The sequence below is a fragment of the Sphingobium sp. 15-1 genome, assembly GCF_013375535.1.
GTDB classification, from domain to species: Bacteria; Pseudomonadota; Alphaproteobacteria; order Sphingomonadales; family Sphingomonadaceae; genus Sphingobium; species Sphingobium aromaticivastans.
In genome coordinates, this window is sequence record NZ_JABXJG010000001.1 from 1,356,557 (window position 1) to 1,373,279 (window position 16,723).

At 62.4% G+C, this 16,723-nt stretch carries 16 protein-coding genes and 1 pseudogene; all 17 read right to left on the reverse strand.

Annotation, left to right across the window (positions count from 1 at the left end):
* Window positions 1-12 precede the first annotated feature (12 nt).
* The gene (locus tag HUK72_RS06300) at window positions 13-720 is read right to left on the reverse strand and encodes a biotin--[acetyl-CoA-carboxylase] ligase (RefSeq protein WP_255325775.1); all 708 of its coding nucleotides are present in this window, start codon (window positions 718-720) and stop codon (window positions 13-15) included.
* On the reverse strand, window positions 717-2,153 hold the full coding sequence (gene nuoN / locus HUK72_RS06305) for an NADH-quinone oxidoreductase subunit NuoN (protein WP_176596026.1): 1,437 nt from the start codon (window positions 2,151-2,153) through the stop codon (window positions 717-719). Before nuoN ends, HUK72_RS06300 begins: the two co-directional genes overlap by 4 nt.
* Entirely contained in the window at window positions 2,153-3,724 is a 1,572-nt protein-coding gene (locus HUK72_RS06310; RefSeq protein WP_176596027.1) for an NADH-quinone oxidoreductase subunit M, read from the reverse strand. Before HUK72_RS06310 ends, nuoN begins: the two co-directional genes overlap by 1 nt.
* Window positions 3,724-5,769 carry an NADH-quinone oxidoreductase subunit L gene (nuoL, locus tag HUK72_RS06315; RefSeq protein ID WP_176596028.1) on the reverse strand — a complete coding sequence of 682 codons (2,046 nt, stop codon included), beginning with the start codon at window positions 5,767-5,769 and terminating at the stop codon, window positions 3,724-3,726. The genes HUK72_RS06310 and nuoL overlap by 1 nt, the downstream gene beginning before the upstream one ends.
* Before the next feature lie 6 nt (window positions 5,770-5,775).
* A complete protein-coding gene (nuoK, locus tag HUK72_RS06320) occupies window positions 5,776-6,081 on the reverse strand; it encodes an NADH-quinone oxidoreductase subunit NuoK (protein ID WP_004211745.1) in 306 nt (101 codons plus the stop codon).
* Window positions 6,078-6,689 carry an NADH-quinone oxidoreductase subunit J gene (locus HUK72_RS06325; RefSeq protein ID WP_176596029.1) on the reverse strand — a complete coding sequence of 204 codons (612 nt, stop codon included), beginning with the start codon at window positions 6,687-6,689 and terminating at the stop codon, window positions 6,078-6,080. Before HUK72_RS06325 ends, nuoK begins: the two co-directional genes overlap by 4 nt.
* Window positions 6,690-6,719: 30 nt before the next feature.
* Window positions 6,720-7,205 (reverse strand): NADH-quinone oxidoreductase subunit NuoI, encoded by a 486-nt coding sequence (nuoI, locus tag HUK72_RS06330; RefSeq protein WP_056689625.1) that lies wholly within the window; start codon window positions 7,203-7,205, stop codon window positions 6,720-6,722.
* Window positions 7,202-8,251, reverse strand: a complete 1,050-nt coding sequence (gene nuoH, locus HUK72_RS06335; RefSeq protein WP_176596030.1) for an NADH-quinone oxidoreductase subunit NuoH — start codon at window positions 8,249-8,251, stop codon at window positions 7,202-7,204. The genes nuoI and nuoH overlap by 4 nt, the downstream gene beginning before the upstream one ends.
* Window positions 8,248-10,278 carry an NADH-quinone oxidoreductase subunit NuoG gene (nuoG, locus tag HUK72_RS06340; protein WP_176596031.1) on the reverse strand — a complete coding sequence of 677 codons (2,031 nt, stop codon included), beginning with the start codon at window positions 10,276-10,278 and terminating at the stop codon, window positions 8,248-8,250. The genes nuoH and nuoG overlap by 4 nt, the downstream gene beginning before the upstream one ends.
* Window positions 10,279-10,280: 2 nt before the next feature.
* Window positions 10,281-11,597: an NADH-quinone oxidoreductase subunit NuoF gene (nuoF, locus tag HUK72_RS06345; protein WP_176596032.1), complete on the reverse strand. Its 1,317-nt coding sequence runs from the start codon at window positions 11,595-11,597 to the stop codon at window positions 10,281-10,283.
* Window positions 11,594-12,262, reverse strand: coding sequence for an NADH-quinone oxidoreductase subunit NuoE (nuoE, locus tag HUK72_RS06350; RefSeq protein ID WP_176596033.1), 669 nt, complete (start codon window positions 12,260-12,262; stop codon window positions 11,594-11,596). The genes nuoF and nuoE overlap by 4 nt, the downstream gene beginning before the upstream one ends.
* A complete protein-coding gene (locus HUK72_RS06355) occupies window positions 12,262-13,497 on the reverse strand; it encodes an NADH-quinone oxidoreductase subunit D (protein ID WP_176596034.1) in 1,236 nt (411 codons plus the stop codon). The genes nuoE and HUK72_RS06355 overlap by 1 nt, the downstream gene beginning before the upstream one ends.
* A gap of 29 nt (window positions 13,498-13,526) precedes the next feature.
* Window positions 13,527-14,132 (reverse strand): annotated as a pseudogene (locus HUK72_RS06360) (NADH-quinone oxidoreductase subunit C); the annotation flags it as partial.
* A 1-nt stretch (window position 14,133) separates the two neighbouring features.
* Complete coding sequence (locus HUK72_RS06365) at window positions 14,134-14,688, reverse strand: NADH-quinone oxidoreductase subunit B family protein (RefSeq protein ID WP_066555741.1); 555 nt, start codon at window positions 14,686-14,688, stop codon at window positions 14,134-14,136.
* On the reverse strand, window positions 14,679-15,053 hold the full coding sequence (locus HUK72_RS06370) for an NADH-quinone oxidoreductase subunit A (RefSeq protein WP_176596035.1): 375 nt from the start codon (window positions 15,051-15,053) through the stop codon (window positions 14,679-14,681). The genes HUK72_RS06365 and HUK72_RS06370 overlap by 10 nt, the downstream gene beginning before the upstream one ends.
* Before the next feature lie 124 nt (window positions 15,054-15,177).
* On the reverse strand, window positions 15,178-15,990 hold the full coding sequence (locus tag HUK72_RS06375; protein ID WP_176596036.1) for an inositol monophosphatase family protein: 813 nt from the start codon (window positions 15,988-15,990) through the stop codon (window positions 15,178-15,180).
* Between the two features lie 150 nt (window positions 15,991-16,140).
* On the reverse strand, window positions 16,141-16,704 hold the full coding sequence (efp, locus tag HUK72_RS06380) for an elongation factor P (RefSeq protein ID WP_176596037.1): 564 nt from the start codon (window positions 16,702-16,704) through the stop codon (window positions 16,141-16,143).
* Between the last annotated feature and the right edge of the window lie 19 nt (window positions 16,705-16,723).

The window sequence follows — 16,723 nt, forward strand, 5'->3', positions numbered from 1 at the left end:
CGTCCCCGGATGTCAGATGAGAAGGATGTCGCCGGCATGAATGGCACGGCTCTCGCCATTCGCCAAGCGCAGGATCAGCATGCCATGGCGGTCGAGCGTGTCGAATGTGCCTTCCACCGTCTCGCCATCGGGTTGCACCACGCGCATCGGCGTGCCGGTGGGATGGGCGTTGAGCAGCCAATGCGTCCGCACCGGCTCCAGCCCCTGCGCCCGCCACACCGCCAGCCAATGGGCGAACAATTCCGCCAACCGTGCCTGCAAGGACGCTGCATCGGCATCTGGCGCGCCCTGCGCGAACAGGCTCGTTACCGGCCGGTCGAGTCCGGTCGGATGCCCCGTCACGTTGATGCCGATCCCCGCAACGATCGCATCGCCCGCCCGCTCCAACAATATGCCGGCAATCTTCGCGCCGTCGACCAGCACGTCATTGGGCCATTTGATCCGCGCCTGGCCCTGGCAAAGCGGCGCCACCAGCGCATGCACGGCATTGGCGGCGACCAGGGCGAGCGTATGCGGCAACGGATCGCCATCGCGCAGCCGGATCAGCGTCGAACAATGAAGATTGCCGTCGGGGCTTTCCCAATTCCGCCCCATGCGCCCCCGCCCGTCGGTCTGGCGTCCCGCGCGCAGCCAGCAGCCCTCAGGCACGCCCTGCTCCACCAGGGCCAGCATATCGGCATTGGTGGAGCCAGTCTCCTCGACGAAGCGAAGCTCGGTCAGAACAGCGACGCCGCTGCCGCCGCGCTCGCCTTGTCGAGGACGGGGTTCAGGAAATAACCGAAGACGATCACCACGGCGCAGGCCGTCATGATGATATTCTCGACAGCGCCGCCGCGCGCTTCATAGGGCGCCGCCGGCTCGTCGAAATACATCGTCTTGATGATCTTCAGATAATAGAAGGCGCCAATGACCGACATGGCGATGCCGAAGGCCGCGAGCGCCGTCAGGCCCGCCGCGACCGCTGCGTCGAACACCAGGAACTTCGCCCAGAAGCCAAAGAGCGGCGGGATGCCGGCCATGGAGAACATGAAGATCGCCAGCGCCGCCGCCAGCCCCTTGCGCGAGCGCGACAGGCCCGCCAGGCTGGCGATGGTCTCGACCGGTCGCCCTTCCGCATCGCGCATCTGCAGGATGCAGGCGAAACCGCCGATGGTCATGACGACATAGATGGCCATATAGCTCATCGTCGCCGCCGCGCCGGCCGGCGTGCCGGTGGCAAGGCCGATCAGCGCGAAGCCGACATTGTTGATCGAGGAATAGGCCATCAGGCGCTTGATGTTGGTCTGGCCGATGGCCGCGACCGCGCCGAAGAGGATCGAGGCCAGGGCCACGAAGATCACGACCTGCTGCCAGTCCAGCCCCGCCGGACCCAGCGCCTCGATCGCCACGCGGACGGTCAGGCCCATGGCCGCGACCTTGGGCGCGCTGGCGAAGAAGGTCGTGACCGGGGTCGGCGCGCCTTCATAGACGTCGGGCGTCCACATGTGGAACGGCACGGCGCTGATCTTGAACGCGAGGCCCGCCAGCACGAACACCAGCCCGAACAGTTCGCCCTTCGACACGCCGTCGCCCAGCGCCACCGCAATGCCGTCAAAGCCGGTGCTGCCGGTAAAGCCGTAGAGCAGCGAAATGCCGTAGAGCAGGATGCCGCTCGCCAGTGACCCCAGGACGAAATATTTGAGGCCCGCTTCGGACGAACGCTCGTCCTGCCGCATGAAGCTCGCCAGCACATAGGAGGCGAGGCTGTTCATTTCGAGGCCGACATAGAGCGTCAGCATGTCGCCCGCCGACACCATCATCCCCATGCCGATGGCGGCGAAGAGGATCAGGATCGGATATTCAGGCCGCAGCGCGCCTCCGGTGATGAAATAGCGTGGAGCCAACAGGATCGCCGCCGCCGCCGCGCCATAGATCAGCGCCTTGGCAAAGACCGAGAAGGCGTCAGCCCGGACCAGCCCGTCAAAGGCCTCCGGCCCATGAGCGAGCGAGGTCGAGAGCGTCAGCCCGGCAATCGCCAGCGTGGCGACCGACAGCCAGTTGATCAACCGGGTCGTGCCATCGCCGCCATAGGCCGCGATCAGCAGCAGGATCAGGCCACCGGCCGTCAGCACCAGCTCCGGCAGGACCGCCAGAAGGGAAGCGGAATCAATCATCAGTGCGCCTCCCCCGACGCTTTTTCATGGGATATTGCAGCGGCAGGTTCATGATGAGCCTCAGCACCCGGAAGCACCGGACCCATCTTGATCTTGGAATCACCCGCCGGAGCGGCGGAGGCGATGCGCGCTTCGAGCGCGCGGATGTCGGAACGCATAGGGCTGAGGAAGCTCTCGGGATAGATGCCCATCCACAGCACCGCCGCAGCGATCGGGGCCAGCAGCCACATTTCCCGCATCGACAGGTCAGGCATGGCCGCCGCGTCGGCATTCTTCTGCTCGCCATAGCAGATGCGGCGATAGAGATAGAGCATATAGGCCGCGCCCAGAATGATACCCGTGGTGCAGACCAGCGCCACCCAGCTCGACGCCTGGTAAATGCCCATCAGCGACAGGAATTCCCCGACGAAGTTGCTGGTGCCCGGCAGACCGACCGACGCCATGGTGAACAGCATGAACAGCACCGCATATTTCGGCATGTTGATGCTGAGGCCGCCATAACGGGCGATCTCACGGGTGTGCAGGCGGTCATAGATGACGCCGACGCAGAGGAAGAGCGCGCCCGACACCAGACCATGGCCCAGCATCACCATCATCGCGCCTTCGATGCCCGCCTGGTTGAAGGCGAACAGGCCGACGGTGACGATCGCCATATGCGCGACCGACGAGTAAGCGATCAGCTTCTTCATGTCCGACTGAACGAGGGCGACGAGGCTGGTATAGACCACCGCGACCATCGACAGACCCCAGACCAGCGGCGCGAGCTGCGCCGAGGCTTCCGGGAACATCGGCAGCGAGAAGCGGATGAAGCCATAGCCACCCATCTTCAGCAGCACGCCCGCCAGAATGACCGAACCGGCAGTCGGCGCCTGAACGTGCGCGTCGGGCAGCCAGGTGTGGACCGGCCACATCGGCATCTTCACCGCGAAGCTGGCGAAGAAGGCGAGCCACAGCCAGATCTGGATCTTGGGATCGAAATTATACGCCATCAGCGTCGGGATGTCGGTCGTGCCCGCGTCATGCACCATCCACATCATCGCGATCAGCATCAGCACCGAGCCGAGCAGCGTGTAGAGGAAGAATTTGTACGAGGCGTAGATACGATCCGCGCCACCCCAGATGCCGATGATGAGATACATCGGAATCAGGCCGGCTTCGAACATGATGTAGAAGAGATAGAGATCCTGCGCCGTGAAGACGCCGATCATCAGCACCTCCATGAACAGGAACGCCGCCATATATTCACCGACGCGCTTTTCGATCGCCAGCCAGCTCGCCCCGATGCAGATCGGCATCAGGAAGACGGTCAGCATGATCAGCAGCAGCGCGATGCCGTCAATGCCCAGCGCCCAGGCGAAGCGCCCGAAGATCGGCGCATATTCCTGGAACTGCCACTGCGCGGCGGTGCCCGACTGGTCGAAATGCGCCCACAGCACGACGCCCAGCACCAAATCGGCCAGTGTCGCCACCAGCGCGATCAGGCGCGCCTGACTGGCGCCCGAGTAGAGACAGGCGATGGCCCCCGCCATCGGCACTGCCATCATCAGGGAAAGGATGGGGAAGCCGTCCATTATCGTGTCATCGCCCAGGTTGCGGCCGCGGCGAGGCCAATCAGCATCACCAGCGCGTAAGTGTAAAGGTAGCCGGACTGAAGCCGACGGGTGACTTTATTGCCCTGCACGACCAGCGCAGCCAGACCATTGGGCCCGAAGCGGTCGATGAAGCCGACGTCACCGAACTTCCAGAAGAAGCGGCCGATGGCGAAGGCAGGCTTGACGAACAGGAAATGATACAGCTCGTCGAAATACCATTTGTTGAGCAGGAACTGGTAGAGCGCACCGAAGGTAGCGACGAAGCGGCGCGGCCAGTCGGTGAACTTGAGATAGGCCAGCATGGCGATCACGAGGCCGGTCAGCATCACCGTGAACGGACCGAACTTGACCCAGGTCGGCACTTCATGGCTCGCGTGCATCAGGTGGCTGTCGAACGCGAGCGCGCCCTTCCAGAACTCGATGCCCCCTTCGGGACCAATGAACTGATCGTGGAACAGGAAGCCCGCGAACACCGCACCCAGGCTCAGCACCACCAGCGGCACCAGCATGACCCAGGGACTTTCATGCGGATGATAGCCCGCCGTGCCGGTCAGCTCATGGCCTTGCTCGTCATGATGGCCATGGCCGTCATGCTCGGTTTCTTCTTCCGGCGTCTCATGATGGCCGTGGACCGCATGCTGGATATGCTCCGAAGCGGCCCAGCGGGGCTTGCCGAAGAAGGTCAGGAACACCAGACGCCAACTGTAGAAGCTGGTGAGCAGCGCCGCGAACACGCCGACCAGATAGGCGCCGACGCCCGCACCGCCCGAAGCATAGGCCGCTTCGAGAATGCCGTCCTTCGAATAGAAGCCCGCAAAGCCGACGCCAACGAGCGGCAGGCCGACGCCGGTGATGGCCAGCGTGCCCAGCGTCATCGTCCAGAAGGTGATCGGGATCTCCTTCCGCAGCGCGCCATAGTAACGCATGTCCTGCTCATGGTGCATCGCATGGATGACCGAGCCGGCACCCAGGAACAGCAGCGCCTTGAAGAAGGCGTGGGTGAAGAGGTGGAACATCGCCGCGCCATAGGCGCCGACGCCCGCCGCGAAGAACATATAGCCGAGCTGCGAACAGGTCGAATAGGCGATGACGCGCTTGATGTCGTTCTGCACCGTGCCCACGGTCGCCGCGAACAGACAGGTGGCGGCACCGATGAAGGTCACGAAACCGAGCGCGGTTGGCGAGGTTTCGAACATGGGCGACAGACGGCACACCATGAACACGCCCGCCGTCACCATGGTCGCCGCGTGGATCAGCGCCGACACCGGGGTCGGGCCTTCCATCGCGTCCGGCAGCCAGGTGTGGAGGCCGAGCTGCGCCGACTTGCCCATCGCGCCGATGAACAGCAGCAGGCAAAGCACGGTCATCGTATCGAAACGATGGCCAAGGAAACCGATGGTCGAACCGGCCATGGAAGGCGCGGCGGCCAGGATTTCCGGGATCGAGATGGTGTTGAACACCAGATAGGTACCGAAAATGCCCATCATGAAGCCAAGGTCACCAACGCGGTTGACGACGAACGCCTTGATCGCGGCGGCATTGGCCGAGGGCTTACGGAACCAGAAGCCGATCAGCAGATAGGATGCCAAACCGACGCCTTCCCAGCCGAAGAACATCTGCAACAGATTGTTCGCGGTCACGAGCATCAGCATCGCGAAGGTGAAGAGCGACAGATAGGCGAAGAAGCGCGGCTGATCCGGCTCCTCCTCCATATAGCCCCACGAATACAGGTGGACGAGGCTCGACACGCTGGTGATCACCACCAGCATGACCGCGGTCATGGTGTCGACCCGCAACGCCCACTGAGCATCGAAGCTGCCCGACTGAATCCAGGTGAAGGCCGGGGCGACATAAGGCTCGGCATGGCCGGTCACGAAGCTCAGGAAAATCGGCCAGCTCATTGCGCAGGAGGCAAAAAGCGCGCCGGTGGTGACGATCTTCGCCGGCAGCTTGCCAAGAGTCTTGTTGCCAAGACCGGCGATGGCAGCAGCCAGCAACGGGAGAAGGACGATAAGCTGGATCATCGAGCTTTAGCCCTTCATCCGGTTGACATCGTCGACGGCGATGGTGCCGCGACCACGGAAGTAAATGACGAGGATGGCAAGGCCGATGGCCGCCTCACCCGCCGCGACGGTCAGCACGAACATGCTGAACACCTGGCCCACCAGATCGCCCAGGAAGGCGCTGAAGGCGACAAGGTTGATGTTCACGCTGAGCAGGATCAGCTCGATTGCCATCAGGATGATGATGACATTCTTGCGGTTGATGAAGATGCCCAGCACGCCCATCACGAAGAGGATCGCGCTGACCACCATATAATGCTGAAGGCCGATCACAGCTCCACCCCCTGCCCGACTGGCTGATTGATGTTACGCACCGCATCCTGCGGACGGCGGCGGTTCTGCTTAGCGACATTCTGGCCCTTCACGCCGCCGCGCGCGCGATGGGTCAGCACGATGGCACCGATCATCGCGACCAGCAGGACGATGCCCGCCGCTTCGAACAGGAAGATATAGCGGGTGTAGAGCAGCCCGCCGATCGCCTGGATGTTGGAAAGCTCCGGGTTCACCGGCGCGGCGCGCTGCGCCAACTCAATGGGACCGGCGCTCCACAAGCCAATGCCCAGCACGATCTCGGCCAGCAGCACCAGCGCGATCAGCAGTCCGAACGGCAGATAATCGACGAAACCGGCGCGCAGTTCAGCGAAGTCGATGTCGAGCATCATGACGACGAACAGGAACAGCACGGCGACCGCGCCGACATAGACGATGACCAGAAGCATCGCGATGAATTCGGCGCCCAGCAGGACCATCAGCCCCGCCGCGTTGAAGAAGGCGAGGATCAGCCACAGCACCGAATGGACCGGATTGCGCGACAGGATCGTCAGCGCGCCGCTGCACACCACGATCGCGGCGAACAGATAAAAGGCAAGCACGTGAATCACAGGACCATGTTCCCCTTGGGCGGCTGCGGCTTAACGGTAGGGTGCATCGGCGGCAAGGTTCGCGGCAATCGCCCGCTCCCACTTGTCCCCATTTTCAAGGAGCTTGGCCTTGTCGTAGATCAGCTCCTCACGCGTTTCGGTGGCGAATTCGAAATTGGGTCCCTCGACGACCGCGTCTACCGGGCAGGCTTCCTGACAGAAGCCGCAATAGATGCACTTGGTCATGTCGATGTCGTAGCGCGTCGTCCGGCGGCTGCCATCGTCGCGCGGCTGCGCTTCGATGGTGATCGCCTGGGCGGGACAGATCGCCTCACACAGCTTGCACGCGATGCAGCGCTCTTCCCCATTGGGATAGCGGCGCAGCGCATGTTCACCCCGGAACCGCGGCGAAATCGGGTTCTTCTCATAGGGGTAGTTGATGGTCGCCTTGGGCTTGAAAAAATATTTCAAGGTCAGCCAATGCGCCTTCACAAACTCCCAGAGGGTGAAGGACTTGACATAATAGCCGAGGCTCATTGAGCGCCTCCGTAACGCGTGAACATGAGGAAGCCCGAAACCAGGAAGACGAACAGCAGCGAGGTCGGCAGGAAAATCTTCCAGCCCAGCCGCATAAGCTGGTCGTAGCGATAGCGGGGCACCGTCGCCTTCACCCAGGAGAAGACGAAGAAGAAGAACAGGATCTTGGCGAACAGCCAGATAATGCCCGGCACATAATAGAGCGGCGCCCAATCGAGCGGCGGCAGATAACCGCCCCAGAACAGGATGGCGTTCAGCGCACACATCAGGATCACGTTCGCATATTCGCCCAGCCAGAACAGGGCGAAGGCCATGGACGAATATTCGGTCTGATAACCGGCGACGAGTTCCGATTCCGCTTCGGTCAGGTCGAAGGGCGCCCGCGCCGTTTCCGCCATGGCCGAGATCAGGAACATGATCGCCATCGGGAAGAGCAGCGGGTTGAAGCCGTTGCCGTTCAGGAAACCATAATAGCCCTTCTGGCTCTCGACGATCGCGGTCAGGTTGAAGCTGCCCGCCCAGAGCACGACGCAGACCAGGATAAAGCCGATCGAGACTTCATAGCTGATCATCTGCGCACTGGCGCGGATCGCGGAATAGAAGGGATATTTGGAGTTGGAGGCCCAGCCGGACAGCACGATCCCGTAAACGCCCAGCGAACTGACCGCGAGAATATAGAGCAGGCCGACATTGATGTTGGCAACAACGACGCCGACCTGGAACGGGATCACCGCCCAGGCCATCAGCGCGACCGTGAAGGTGATGATCGGCGCGATCAGGAAGAGCGTGCGATTAGCCGCCGACGGGATGATGGTTTCCTGCAGGAAAACCTTGGCGCCGTCCGCGAAGGACTGGAGCAGACCGAAAGGACCGACGACATTCGGTCCCCTGCGCAGCGCCATGGCCGCCCAGATCTTGCGGTCGGCATAGATGATCATCGCCACGGCCAGCATGAGCGGCAGGGCGATCAGCAAAATGCCGATGATTGTGGACAACGCCCACGCGCCTTCGAATGGCAGGCCCAGATTTTGGAAGAAAGCGGTCACTCTGCGGCCTCCGCGAAGCTCTCGCCATGGATCAGCTCGGCCGAGCATTGCTGCATCGTCGGGCTGGCGCGGCAGATGGCGTTGGTCAGGTAGAAATCCTTGATCGGTGAGCCAAACTCACCGGTCGCGCCGGTCGGGAGCGGCGGAATGGACCAGCCATAATCGGCCAGTCCCTCTTGCCCGAGCGCCGGAACCGCCTTGGCCATTTCAGCGCGGAGCTGCTCGAAGCTGTCGAAGTTCAGGGTCGCGCCCAGCACTTCCGACAGCGCGCGGAGGATCGACCAATCCTCGCGGGCGTCGCCCGGCGCGAACACGGCCTTTTCGCCGCGCTGCACCCGACCTTCCAGATTGACATAGGTGCCCGCCTTTTCGGCATAGCTCGCGCCCGGCAGGATCACGTCCGCCGCATGGGCGCCCTTGTCGCCATGGTGGCCGACATAGACCTTGAAGCTGTCCTCGAACGCCGAATAATCGACTTCGTCCGCGCCGAGCGAGAAGAGCAGCTTGGGCTTAGCGGCCGCTATAGCCTTGACGCCGCCTTCGACCGCATAGCCAAGCATCAGCCCGCCCATGCGCGCCGCCGCGAAGTGCAGGACATTATAGCCGTTCCAGCCCCGTCCTGAACCTGTCGAAGCGGCGTCCTTGATCAGGCCCAGCGTCTCGACCAGCGCCAGCGTGTCGCCATGCGCGCCGTCCTTGGCCAGCACGCCGCCGCCGACGATCATTGCCGGACGGGCCGCCTTACCGAAGGCCTCGACCACCGCTTCCGGCAGCTTGGCGAGCAGCGAGGCGTCGTTACCCAGCCATTCGACCTTATAGGTGAGGTCGACCTGCGGGCCGAGGGCGAAGACCTTCGCGCCCTTCTTGATCGCCTTGCGGATGCGGGTGTTCACCAGCGGCGCTTCCCAGCGCAGATTGGTGCCAACCAGCAGGATCACGTCAGCGGTCTCCAGACCGGCCAGCGTCGTGTTGAAGTTCACCGCCGACAGGCTCGACACATCATAGGCAAGGCCGGTTTGACGACCTTCGAGCAGGTTACCGCCCAGCTTCTCGACCAGCGCCTTACCCGCGAACATCGTCTCGCAGTCGAGCAGATCACCGGCCAGAGCCGCGACCGAACCGCCATGTTTGACGGTGGCAATCGCCGCGAAAGCCTCGTTCCAGGTCGCCGGAACCAGCTTGCCGTCCTTGCGGATAAAGGGCTTGTCGAGGCGCTTGCGGACCAGACCGTCGACATTGTGCCGGGTCTTATCCGACGCCCATTCCTCGTTCACATCGTCATTGATGCGCGGCACCGCGCGCAGCACCTGACGGCCACGGCTGTCGAGGCGGATATTGGTGCCGACCGCGTCCATCACGTCGATCGCATGGGTCTTCGTCAGTTCCCACGGACGCGCCTCGAACGCATAGGGCTTGGACGTCAGCGCACCCACCGGGCAGAGGTCGACCACATTGCCCGACAGCTCGCTCTTCGCGGCATGTTCGAGATAGGTGGTGATCTGCATATTCTCGCCGCGATAGATGGCGCCGATTTCCGGCACGCCCGCGACTTCCTCGGCAAAGCGCACGCAGCGGGTGCACTGGATGCAGCGGGTCATGACCGTCTTGACGATCGGCCCCATATATTTCTCGGTGACGGCGCGCTTATTCTCTTCGAAGCGGCTGGTGCCCTTGCCATAGGCCACCGACTGGTCCTGAAGGTCGCATTCGCCGCCCTGATCGCAGATCGGGCAGTCGAGCGGGTGGTTGATGAGTAGGAACTCCATCACCCCTTCGCGCGCCTTCTTGACCATCTCGCTGTCGGTGCGGATTTCCTGGCCTTCACTGGCCGGGAGCGCGCAGCTTGCCTGCGGCTTGGGCGGTCCGGGCTTCACCTCGACCAGACACATGCGGCAGTTGCCCGCGATGCTCAGCCGCTCATGATAGCAGAAGCGCGGAATTTCCTTCCCCGCCAGCTCGCACGCCTGGAGGACAGTGGCGCCCGCCGGGACTTCGAGTTCTACGCCGTCTACTTTGACCTTCGGCATGGTTACTCCGCTGCCTCCATGACGGGGGCGCTACCCTTATTTTCGTTGATCCGGCGCTCGATTTCCGGACGGAAGTGCCGGATCAGCCCCTGGATCGGCCAGGCCGCCGCGTCGCCTAGCGCGCAGATGGTGTGGCCTTCGACCTGCTTGGTCACCTGCTGGAGCATGTCGATTTCGCTGATGTCCGCATCGCCCGAGCGCAGCCGCTCCATCACCCGCCACATCCAACCGGTGCCTTCGCGGCAGGGCGTGCATTGGCCGCAGCTCTCATGCTTGTAGAAATAGGAGAGGCGCGAAATGGCGCGGACAATGTCGGTCGACTTGTCCATGACGATGACGGCGGCCGTGCCAAGGCCGGAGCCGACGCCACGCAGCCCGTCAAAATCCATCGGCGCGTCCATGATCTCGCGCGCGGGGACCAGCGGAACCGACGACCCGCCGGGGATGACCGCGAGCAGATTGTCCCAACCGCCGCGAATGCCGCCGCAATGCCGGTCGATCAGTTCCTTGAAGCTGATGCCCATCGATTCTTCGACGACGCAGGGCTTGTTCACATGGCCGCTGATCTGGAAGAGCTTTGTGCCCTTGTTGTTCTCGCGGCCGAAGCTGGCGAACCATTCCGGCGAACGGCGCAGGATCGTCGGCGCGACGGCGATCGATTCCACATTGTTCACCGTGGTCGGGCAGCCATAGAGGCCCGCGCCGGCCGGGAAAGGCGGCTTCAGACGCGGCTGGCCCTTCTTGCCTTCGATGCTTTCGATCTGCGCGGTTTCCTCGCCGCAGATATAGGCGCCCGCGCCGCGATGGACGAAGACGTCGAAATCATAGCCAGAACCGCAGGCGTTCTTGCCGAGGAAGCCCTTTTCATAGGCCTGTTCGACAGCGGCGAAGAGGACCTTCGCCTCATAGATGAACTCCCCGCGGATGTAGATATAGGCGGCCCGCGCCCGCATCGCGAAACCGGCGACCAGCGCGCCTTCGATCAGCTTGTGCGGATCGTGGCGGATGATTTCCCGGTCTTTGCACGAACCCGGCTCGGATTCGTCGGCGTTGATGACCAGGAAACTCGGACGGCCATCCTTGCTTTCCTTGGGCATGAAGCTCCACTTCATGCCGGTCGGGAAGCCCGCGCCGCCACGACCGCGCAAGCCAGACGCCTTGATGCGCTCGATGATTTCGTCCTGGCCGATTTCCAGCAGCTTCTTGGTATTATCCCAATCGCCACGCTTGATCGCCGCGTCGATGCCCCAATCTTGGAAGCCATAGACGTTGGTGAAGATGCGATCCTTGTCGCTGAGAGGCGCAATCACGTCGCTCATGCCCACTCCCCCCGATAGTCGTGATTTTCGCCAACCATCTCTTTCAGCGTGGTCGGACCACCTTCGGGGCAGCTCGTCTGGCGATCGATCTGCGGCCCGATCTTGGGCTGCTTGCCAGCGGCGAGATCGTCGAGGATCGCGCTCATGCTGTCATAGGTCAGGTCTTCGAAATTATCGTCGTTGATCTGGACCATCGGCGCGTTGGCGCAGGCGCCCAGACACTCGACCTCGCTCAGCGTGAACAGGCCGTCGGGGGTCGTGCCGCCCTTGACCAGACCCTTGTTCTTGCAGGCCGAAAACACATCGTCCGAGCCGCGCAGCATGCACGGCGTCGTGCCGCAGACCTGCACATGATAGCGGCCGACCGGCGCGAGGTTGTACATGGTGTAGAAGGTCGCGACCTCGTAAACGCGCATGTACGGCATTTCGAGTTGGTCAGCGATATATTCCATCACCGGCACCGGCAGCCAGCCGTTCGTCTGCGTTTCCGCACCCACCTGACGCTGGGCGAGATCAAGCAGCGGCATCACCGCCGACTGCTGACGGCCGGCGGGATAGCGGGCGATGACCTTCTTCGCCTGTTCGGCGTTCTCGGCCGTCCACGCAAAGGCGCCCCAGCGCGCGCGGGTCTCGGCCTCGTCCGGGATATGAACTGCGTCAGCCATTAGCGGTCACATTCTCCAAACACGATGTCCATGGCGCCCAGGACAGCGGTGGTATCGGCCAGCATGTGGCCCTTCATCATGAAATCCATCGCCTGAAGGTGCGAGAAGGCGGTCGGGCGGATCTTGCAGCGGTAAGGCTTGTTGGAGCCGTCCGCGACCAGATAGACGCCGAACTCGCCCTTGGGGCTTTCGGTCGCCACATAGACTTCGCCAGCGGGTACGTGGAAGCCTTCGGTATAGAGCTTGAAATGGTGGATCAGCGCTTCCATCGAGCGCTTCATCTCGCCACGCTTGGGCGGCGAAACCTTGCGGTCGAAGCTGGCGATCGGCCCTTCCGGCATTTCATTGAGGCACTGCTTCATGATCCGCGCGGACTGGCGGACTTCCTCGACGCGCACCATGAAGCGGTCGTAGCAGTCGAAGTTGGTGCCGACCGGAATATCGAATTCCATGCGGTCATAGACGTCGTAAGGCTGCGCCTTGCGGATATCCCAGGGGATACCCGACCCACGGATCATCGGCCCGGAGAAGCCCCATTTGAGAGCGTCTTCCTTGGAAACGACGGCGATGTCGACATTGCGCTGCTTGAAGATGCGGTTGTCGACTACCAGGCTCATCGCGTCCTCGAACAGGCGCGGCAGACGAGTGTCGAGCCAGTCGGCAATGTCGGTCAGCAGCTTGAGCGGTACATCCTGATGCACGCCGCCCGGCCGGAAATAGGCCGAATGCATACGGGCACCCGAAGCACGCTCGAAGAAGTTAAGGCAATCCTCGCGGATTTCGAACAGCCACAGGTTCGGCGTCATCGCGCCGACGTCCATGACGTGCGAGCCGAGGTTCAGCATGTGGTTGCAGATGCGGGTCAGTTCCGCGAAGAACACGCGCAGATATTGCGCGCGCAGCGGCACTTCGAGATTCAGCAGCTTCTCGATGGCCAGAACGTAGCTATGCTCCATGCCGAGCGGCGAACAATAGTCCAGCCGGTCGAAATAGGGCAGCGCCTGCATATAGGTCTTATATTCGATCAGCTTCTCGGTGCCGCGATGCAGCAGGCCGACATGCGGGTCGCAGCGCTCGACGATTTCGCCGTCCAGCTCCATGACCAGGCGCAAAACGCCGTGAGCGGCCGGGTGCTGCGGACCGAAGTTGATCGTATAGTTCTGGATTTCGGTGTCGCCGTAGGTCGGGTCAGCGGCATCGACCTTATGGTCCAGCTTTTCGAGATAATCGGACATCAGGCTTTGCTCCCCTGGTCCTTGGCCTCAGCCTTTTCATCGCCCGGCAGCACATATTGCGCGCCTTCCCACGGGCTCATGAAGTCGAAGCTGCGGAAGTCCTGCGCCAGCTTCACCGGCTCATAGACGACGCGCTTATCCTCTTCGGAATAGCGCAGCTCGACATAGCCGGTCAGCGGAAAGTCCTTGCGCTGCGGATGGCCCTTGAAGCCATAGTCGGTCAGGATGCGGCGCAGGTCGGCATTGCCTTCGAAAATGACGCCATACATGTCGAACACCTCCCGCTCCAGCCAGCCGGCGACCGGCCAGAGGTGAGTGACGGTCGGAACGGGCGTGTCCTCATCGGTGGAGACCTTCACGCGGACACGATGGTTCCGCGTGACGCTGAGCAGATGGTAGCAGACCTCGAACCGGTCGGGACGATCGGGATAATCGACTCCAGCGATTTCCATGAGCTGCTGATATTGCCCGCGATCCCGCAACAGCATCATCGCCTCGGCCAGCTTTTCGCGCACGACGGTGAAGCTCAGCTCATCGGCATGGTCGACGGTCTCGACCAGCATCGATCCCAGCAGCCCGGCGATTTCCTGCGCGATCCCTTCCGGGTTCGCGATCTTAGGAGCAGAATGACCCATATTAACGCTCAACCGTCCCGATCCGGCGGATCTTCCGCTGCAACTGCATGATGCCGTATAGCAAGGCCTCTGCGGTCGGCGGGCAACCCGGCACATAGATATCGACCGGCACGATGCGGTCGCAGCCGCGCACTACCGAATAGCTGTAGTGATAATAGCCCCCGCCGTTCGCGCAGCTTCCCATCGAAATCACATATTTCGGATTGGACATCTGGTCGTAAACCTTGCGCAAGGCCGGAGCCATCTTGTTGCACAGGGTTCCCGCGACGATCATCACGTCCGACTGGCGCGGAGAGGCGCGTGGCGCAGCGCCGAAGCGCTCCATGTCATAGCGCGGCATGTTGACGTGGATCATTTCCACCGCGCAGCAGGCCAGGCCGAAGGTCATCCACCATAGCGAGCCGGTGCGCGCCCACTGGAACAGTTCCTCGGTCGAAGTGACGAGGAAACCCTTGTCGCTGACTTCGCTGCTCAGCGCGTTGAAGAAATCCTGGTCGGGCTGCGTGCCGGCCGGCAACAGCGTGCCAGGAACCGGACGGTCAAGTTCTACTCCCAATCGAGTGCTCCCTTCTTCCACGCATAGACGAGGCCGAGCACCAGCTCCGCTATGAAGATCATCATCGTCGCCCAGCCGGCCCAGCCGATCTGGTCGAGGCTGACCGCCCAGGGATAAAGGAACGCCGCTTCCAGATCGAAGATGATGAACAGGATGGCGACGAGGTAGAAACGCACGTCGAACTGGCTGCGCGGTTCTTCAAAGGCGGGGAAACCGCATTCATATTCGCTGAGCTTGGCCGGGTCGGGCTGATGAGAGCCGGTCAGGCGCCCCACGAGCATCGGCAGGAACACAAATGCGCTCGAAAGCAGCAAGGCGATCCCGAGAAAGATCAGGATCGGCAGATATTGGGCTAGATCGACCAACGGAGTCCCCTGGGCGAAAATGATTTACGGGCGCGCTTTAGGCCCGCTGCATATGCGAAGCAAGGCCCGCAGGCATGAGAATGATTCGCAACACGCAGATGTGTTAGACGAAAGGCCAACAAGCTTAGCGAAGCGCGCCCGCAACCAGCTTATGCAGCTTGCTGTGAACGGCGTCGTTGCCCGCAATGACTTCCTTGCGCTCGATCGCTTGGTCACCGCCGCGGAAGTCCGAGACGAAGCCGCCCGCTTCCCGCACCATCAGCAGGCCCGCCGCGACATCCCAGGGCTGCAATCCGCTTTCCCAAAAGCCGTCATAGCGCCCGGAAGCGACATGGGCGAGGTCGAGCGATGCCGCGCCGAAGCGACGAATGCCCGCGACCGAAGGCGCCACCGCGCCGAAGATGCGCGTCCACTGGGCAAAATCGCCATGGCCCATGAATGGGATGCCGGTCGCGATCAGGCACTCGCCCAGATCGCGCCGCGCCGACACACGCAACCGCTGATCGTGGCGCCACGCGCCCCGGCTCTTTTCCGCCCAATAGCTTTCGTCGGTGACGGGCTGGTAGATAAGGCCGGTCGTCACCTCCCGCTTGCCGCCGTAGAGCGGTTCCTCGACCGCGATCGAGATGGCGAAATGCGGGATGCCGTGGAGAAAATTGCTGGTGCCGTCGAGCGGATCGATGATCCAGCGCGGCTTGCCCGGATCGCCGGCAATCTCCCCGCCCTCTTCCAGCAGGAAACCCCAATCGGGACGCGCCTTCTGCAACTCCTCGACCAGGGTCTTTTCCGCCTGCTGGTCAGCCTTGGACACGAAATCCGCCGGCCCCTTGCGGGAGACCTGCAGATGCTCGACCTCGCCAAAGTCGCGGCGCAGCTTGGAGCCGGCCTTGCGCGCGGCGCGTTCCATGACGGTCAAAAGGCCCGAGTGCGATACCATTTTTCTTGTCTCCCCCCTCCCGTAAACGGGAGGGGCCGGGGGTGGGCATGCCGCAATAGCGGCACTCTAAAAAGGGAAAGGGCAGGAAGCTAGCTTACGCTCGCCGCCCACCCCCAGCCCCTCCCGCTTGCGGGAGGGGAGCATTTAATATCAGTCCGCGCGCTTCACATATTCGCGCTCATAGACATCAACGACGATGCGCGTGCCAGTGACGATATGCGGTGGCACCATGACGCGCACGCCATTGTCGAGGATGGCGGGCTTGTAGCTGGCCGAAGCGGTCTGCCCCTTCACCACGGCGTCGGCCTCAACAACCGTCGCTTCGATGGTTTCGGGGAGTTGCACGCTGATCGGGCGCTCTTCATACATTTCGAGGATGACCATCATGCCGTCCTGCAGGAAGGCGGCCGCATCACCGATCAGGTCCTGCGGCAGATTGATCTGCTCATAGGTCTCCGTGTCCATGAAGACGAGCATGTCGCCCTCTGCATAGAGATACTGGAAATCCTTGGTGTCGAGGCGGATGCGCTCGACCGTCTCGGCCGAGCGGAAGCGGACATTGTTCTTGCGTCCGTCGATCAGGTTCTTCAGTTCCACCTGCATATAGGCGCCGCCCTTGCCGGGCTGCGTGTGCTGGATCTTCACGGCGCGCCACAGGCTACCGTCATATTCGATGTTGTTGCCGGGACGAATCTCGACGCCGCTGATCTTCATGGGAAGAGCCTGCCTATAT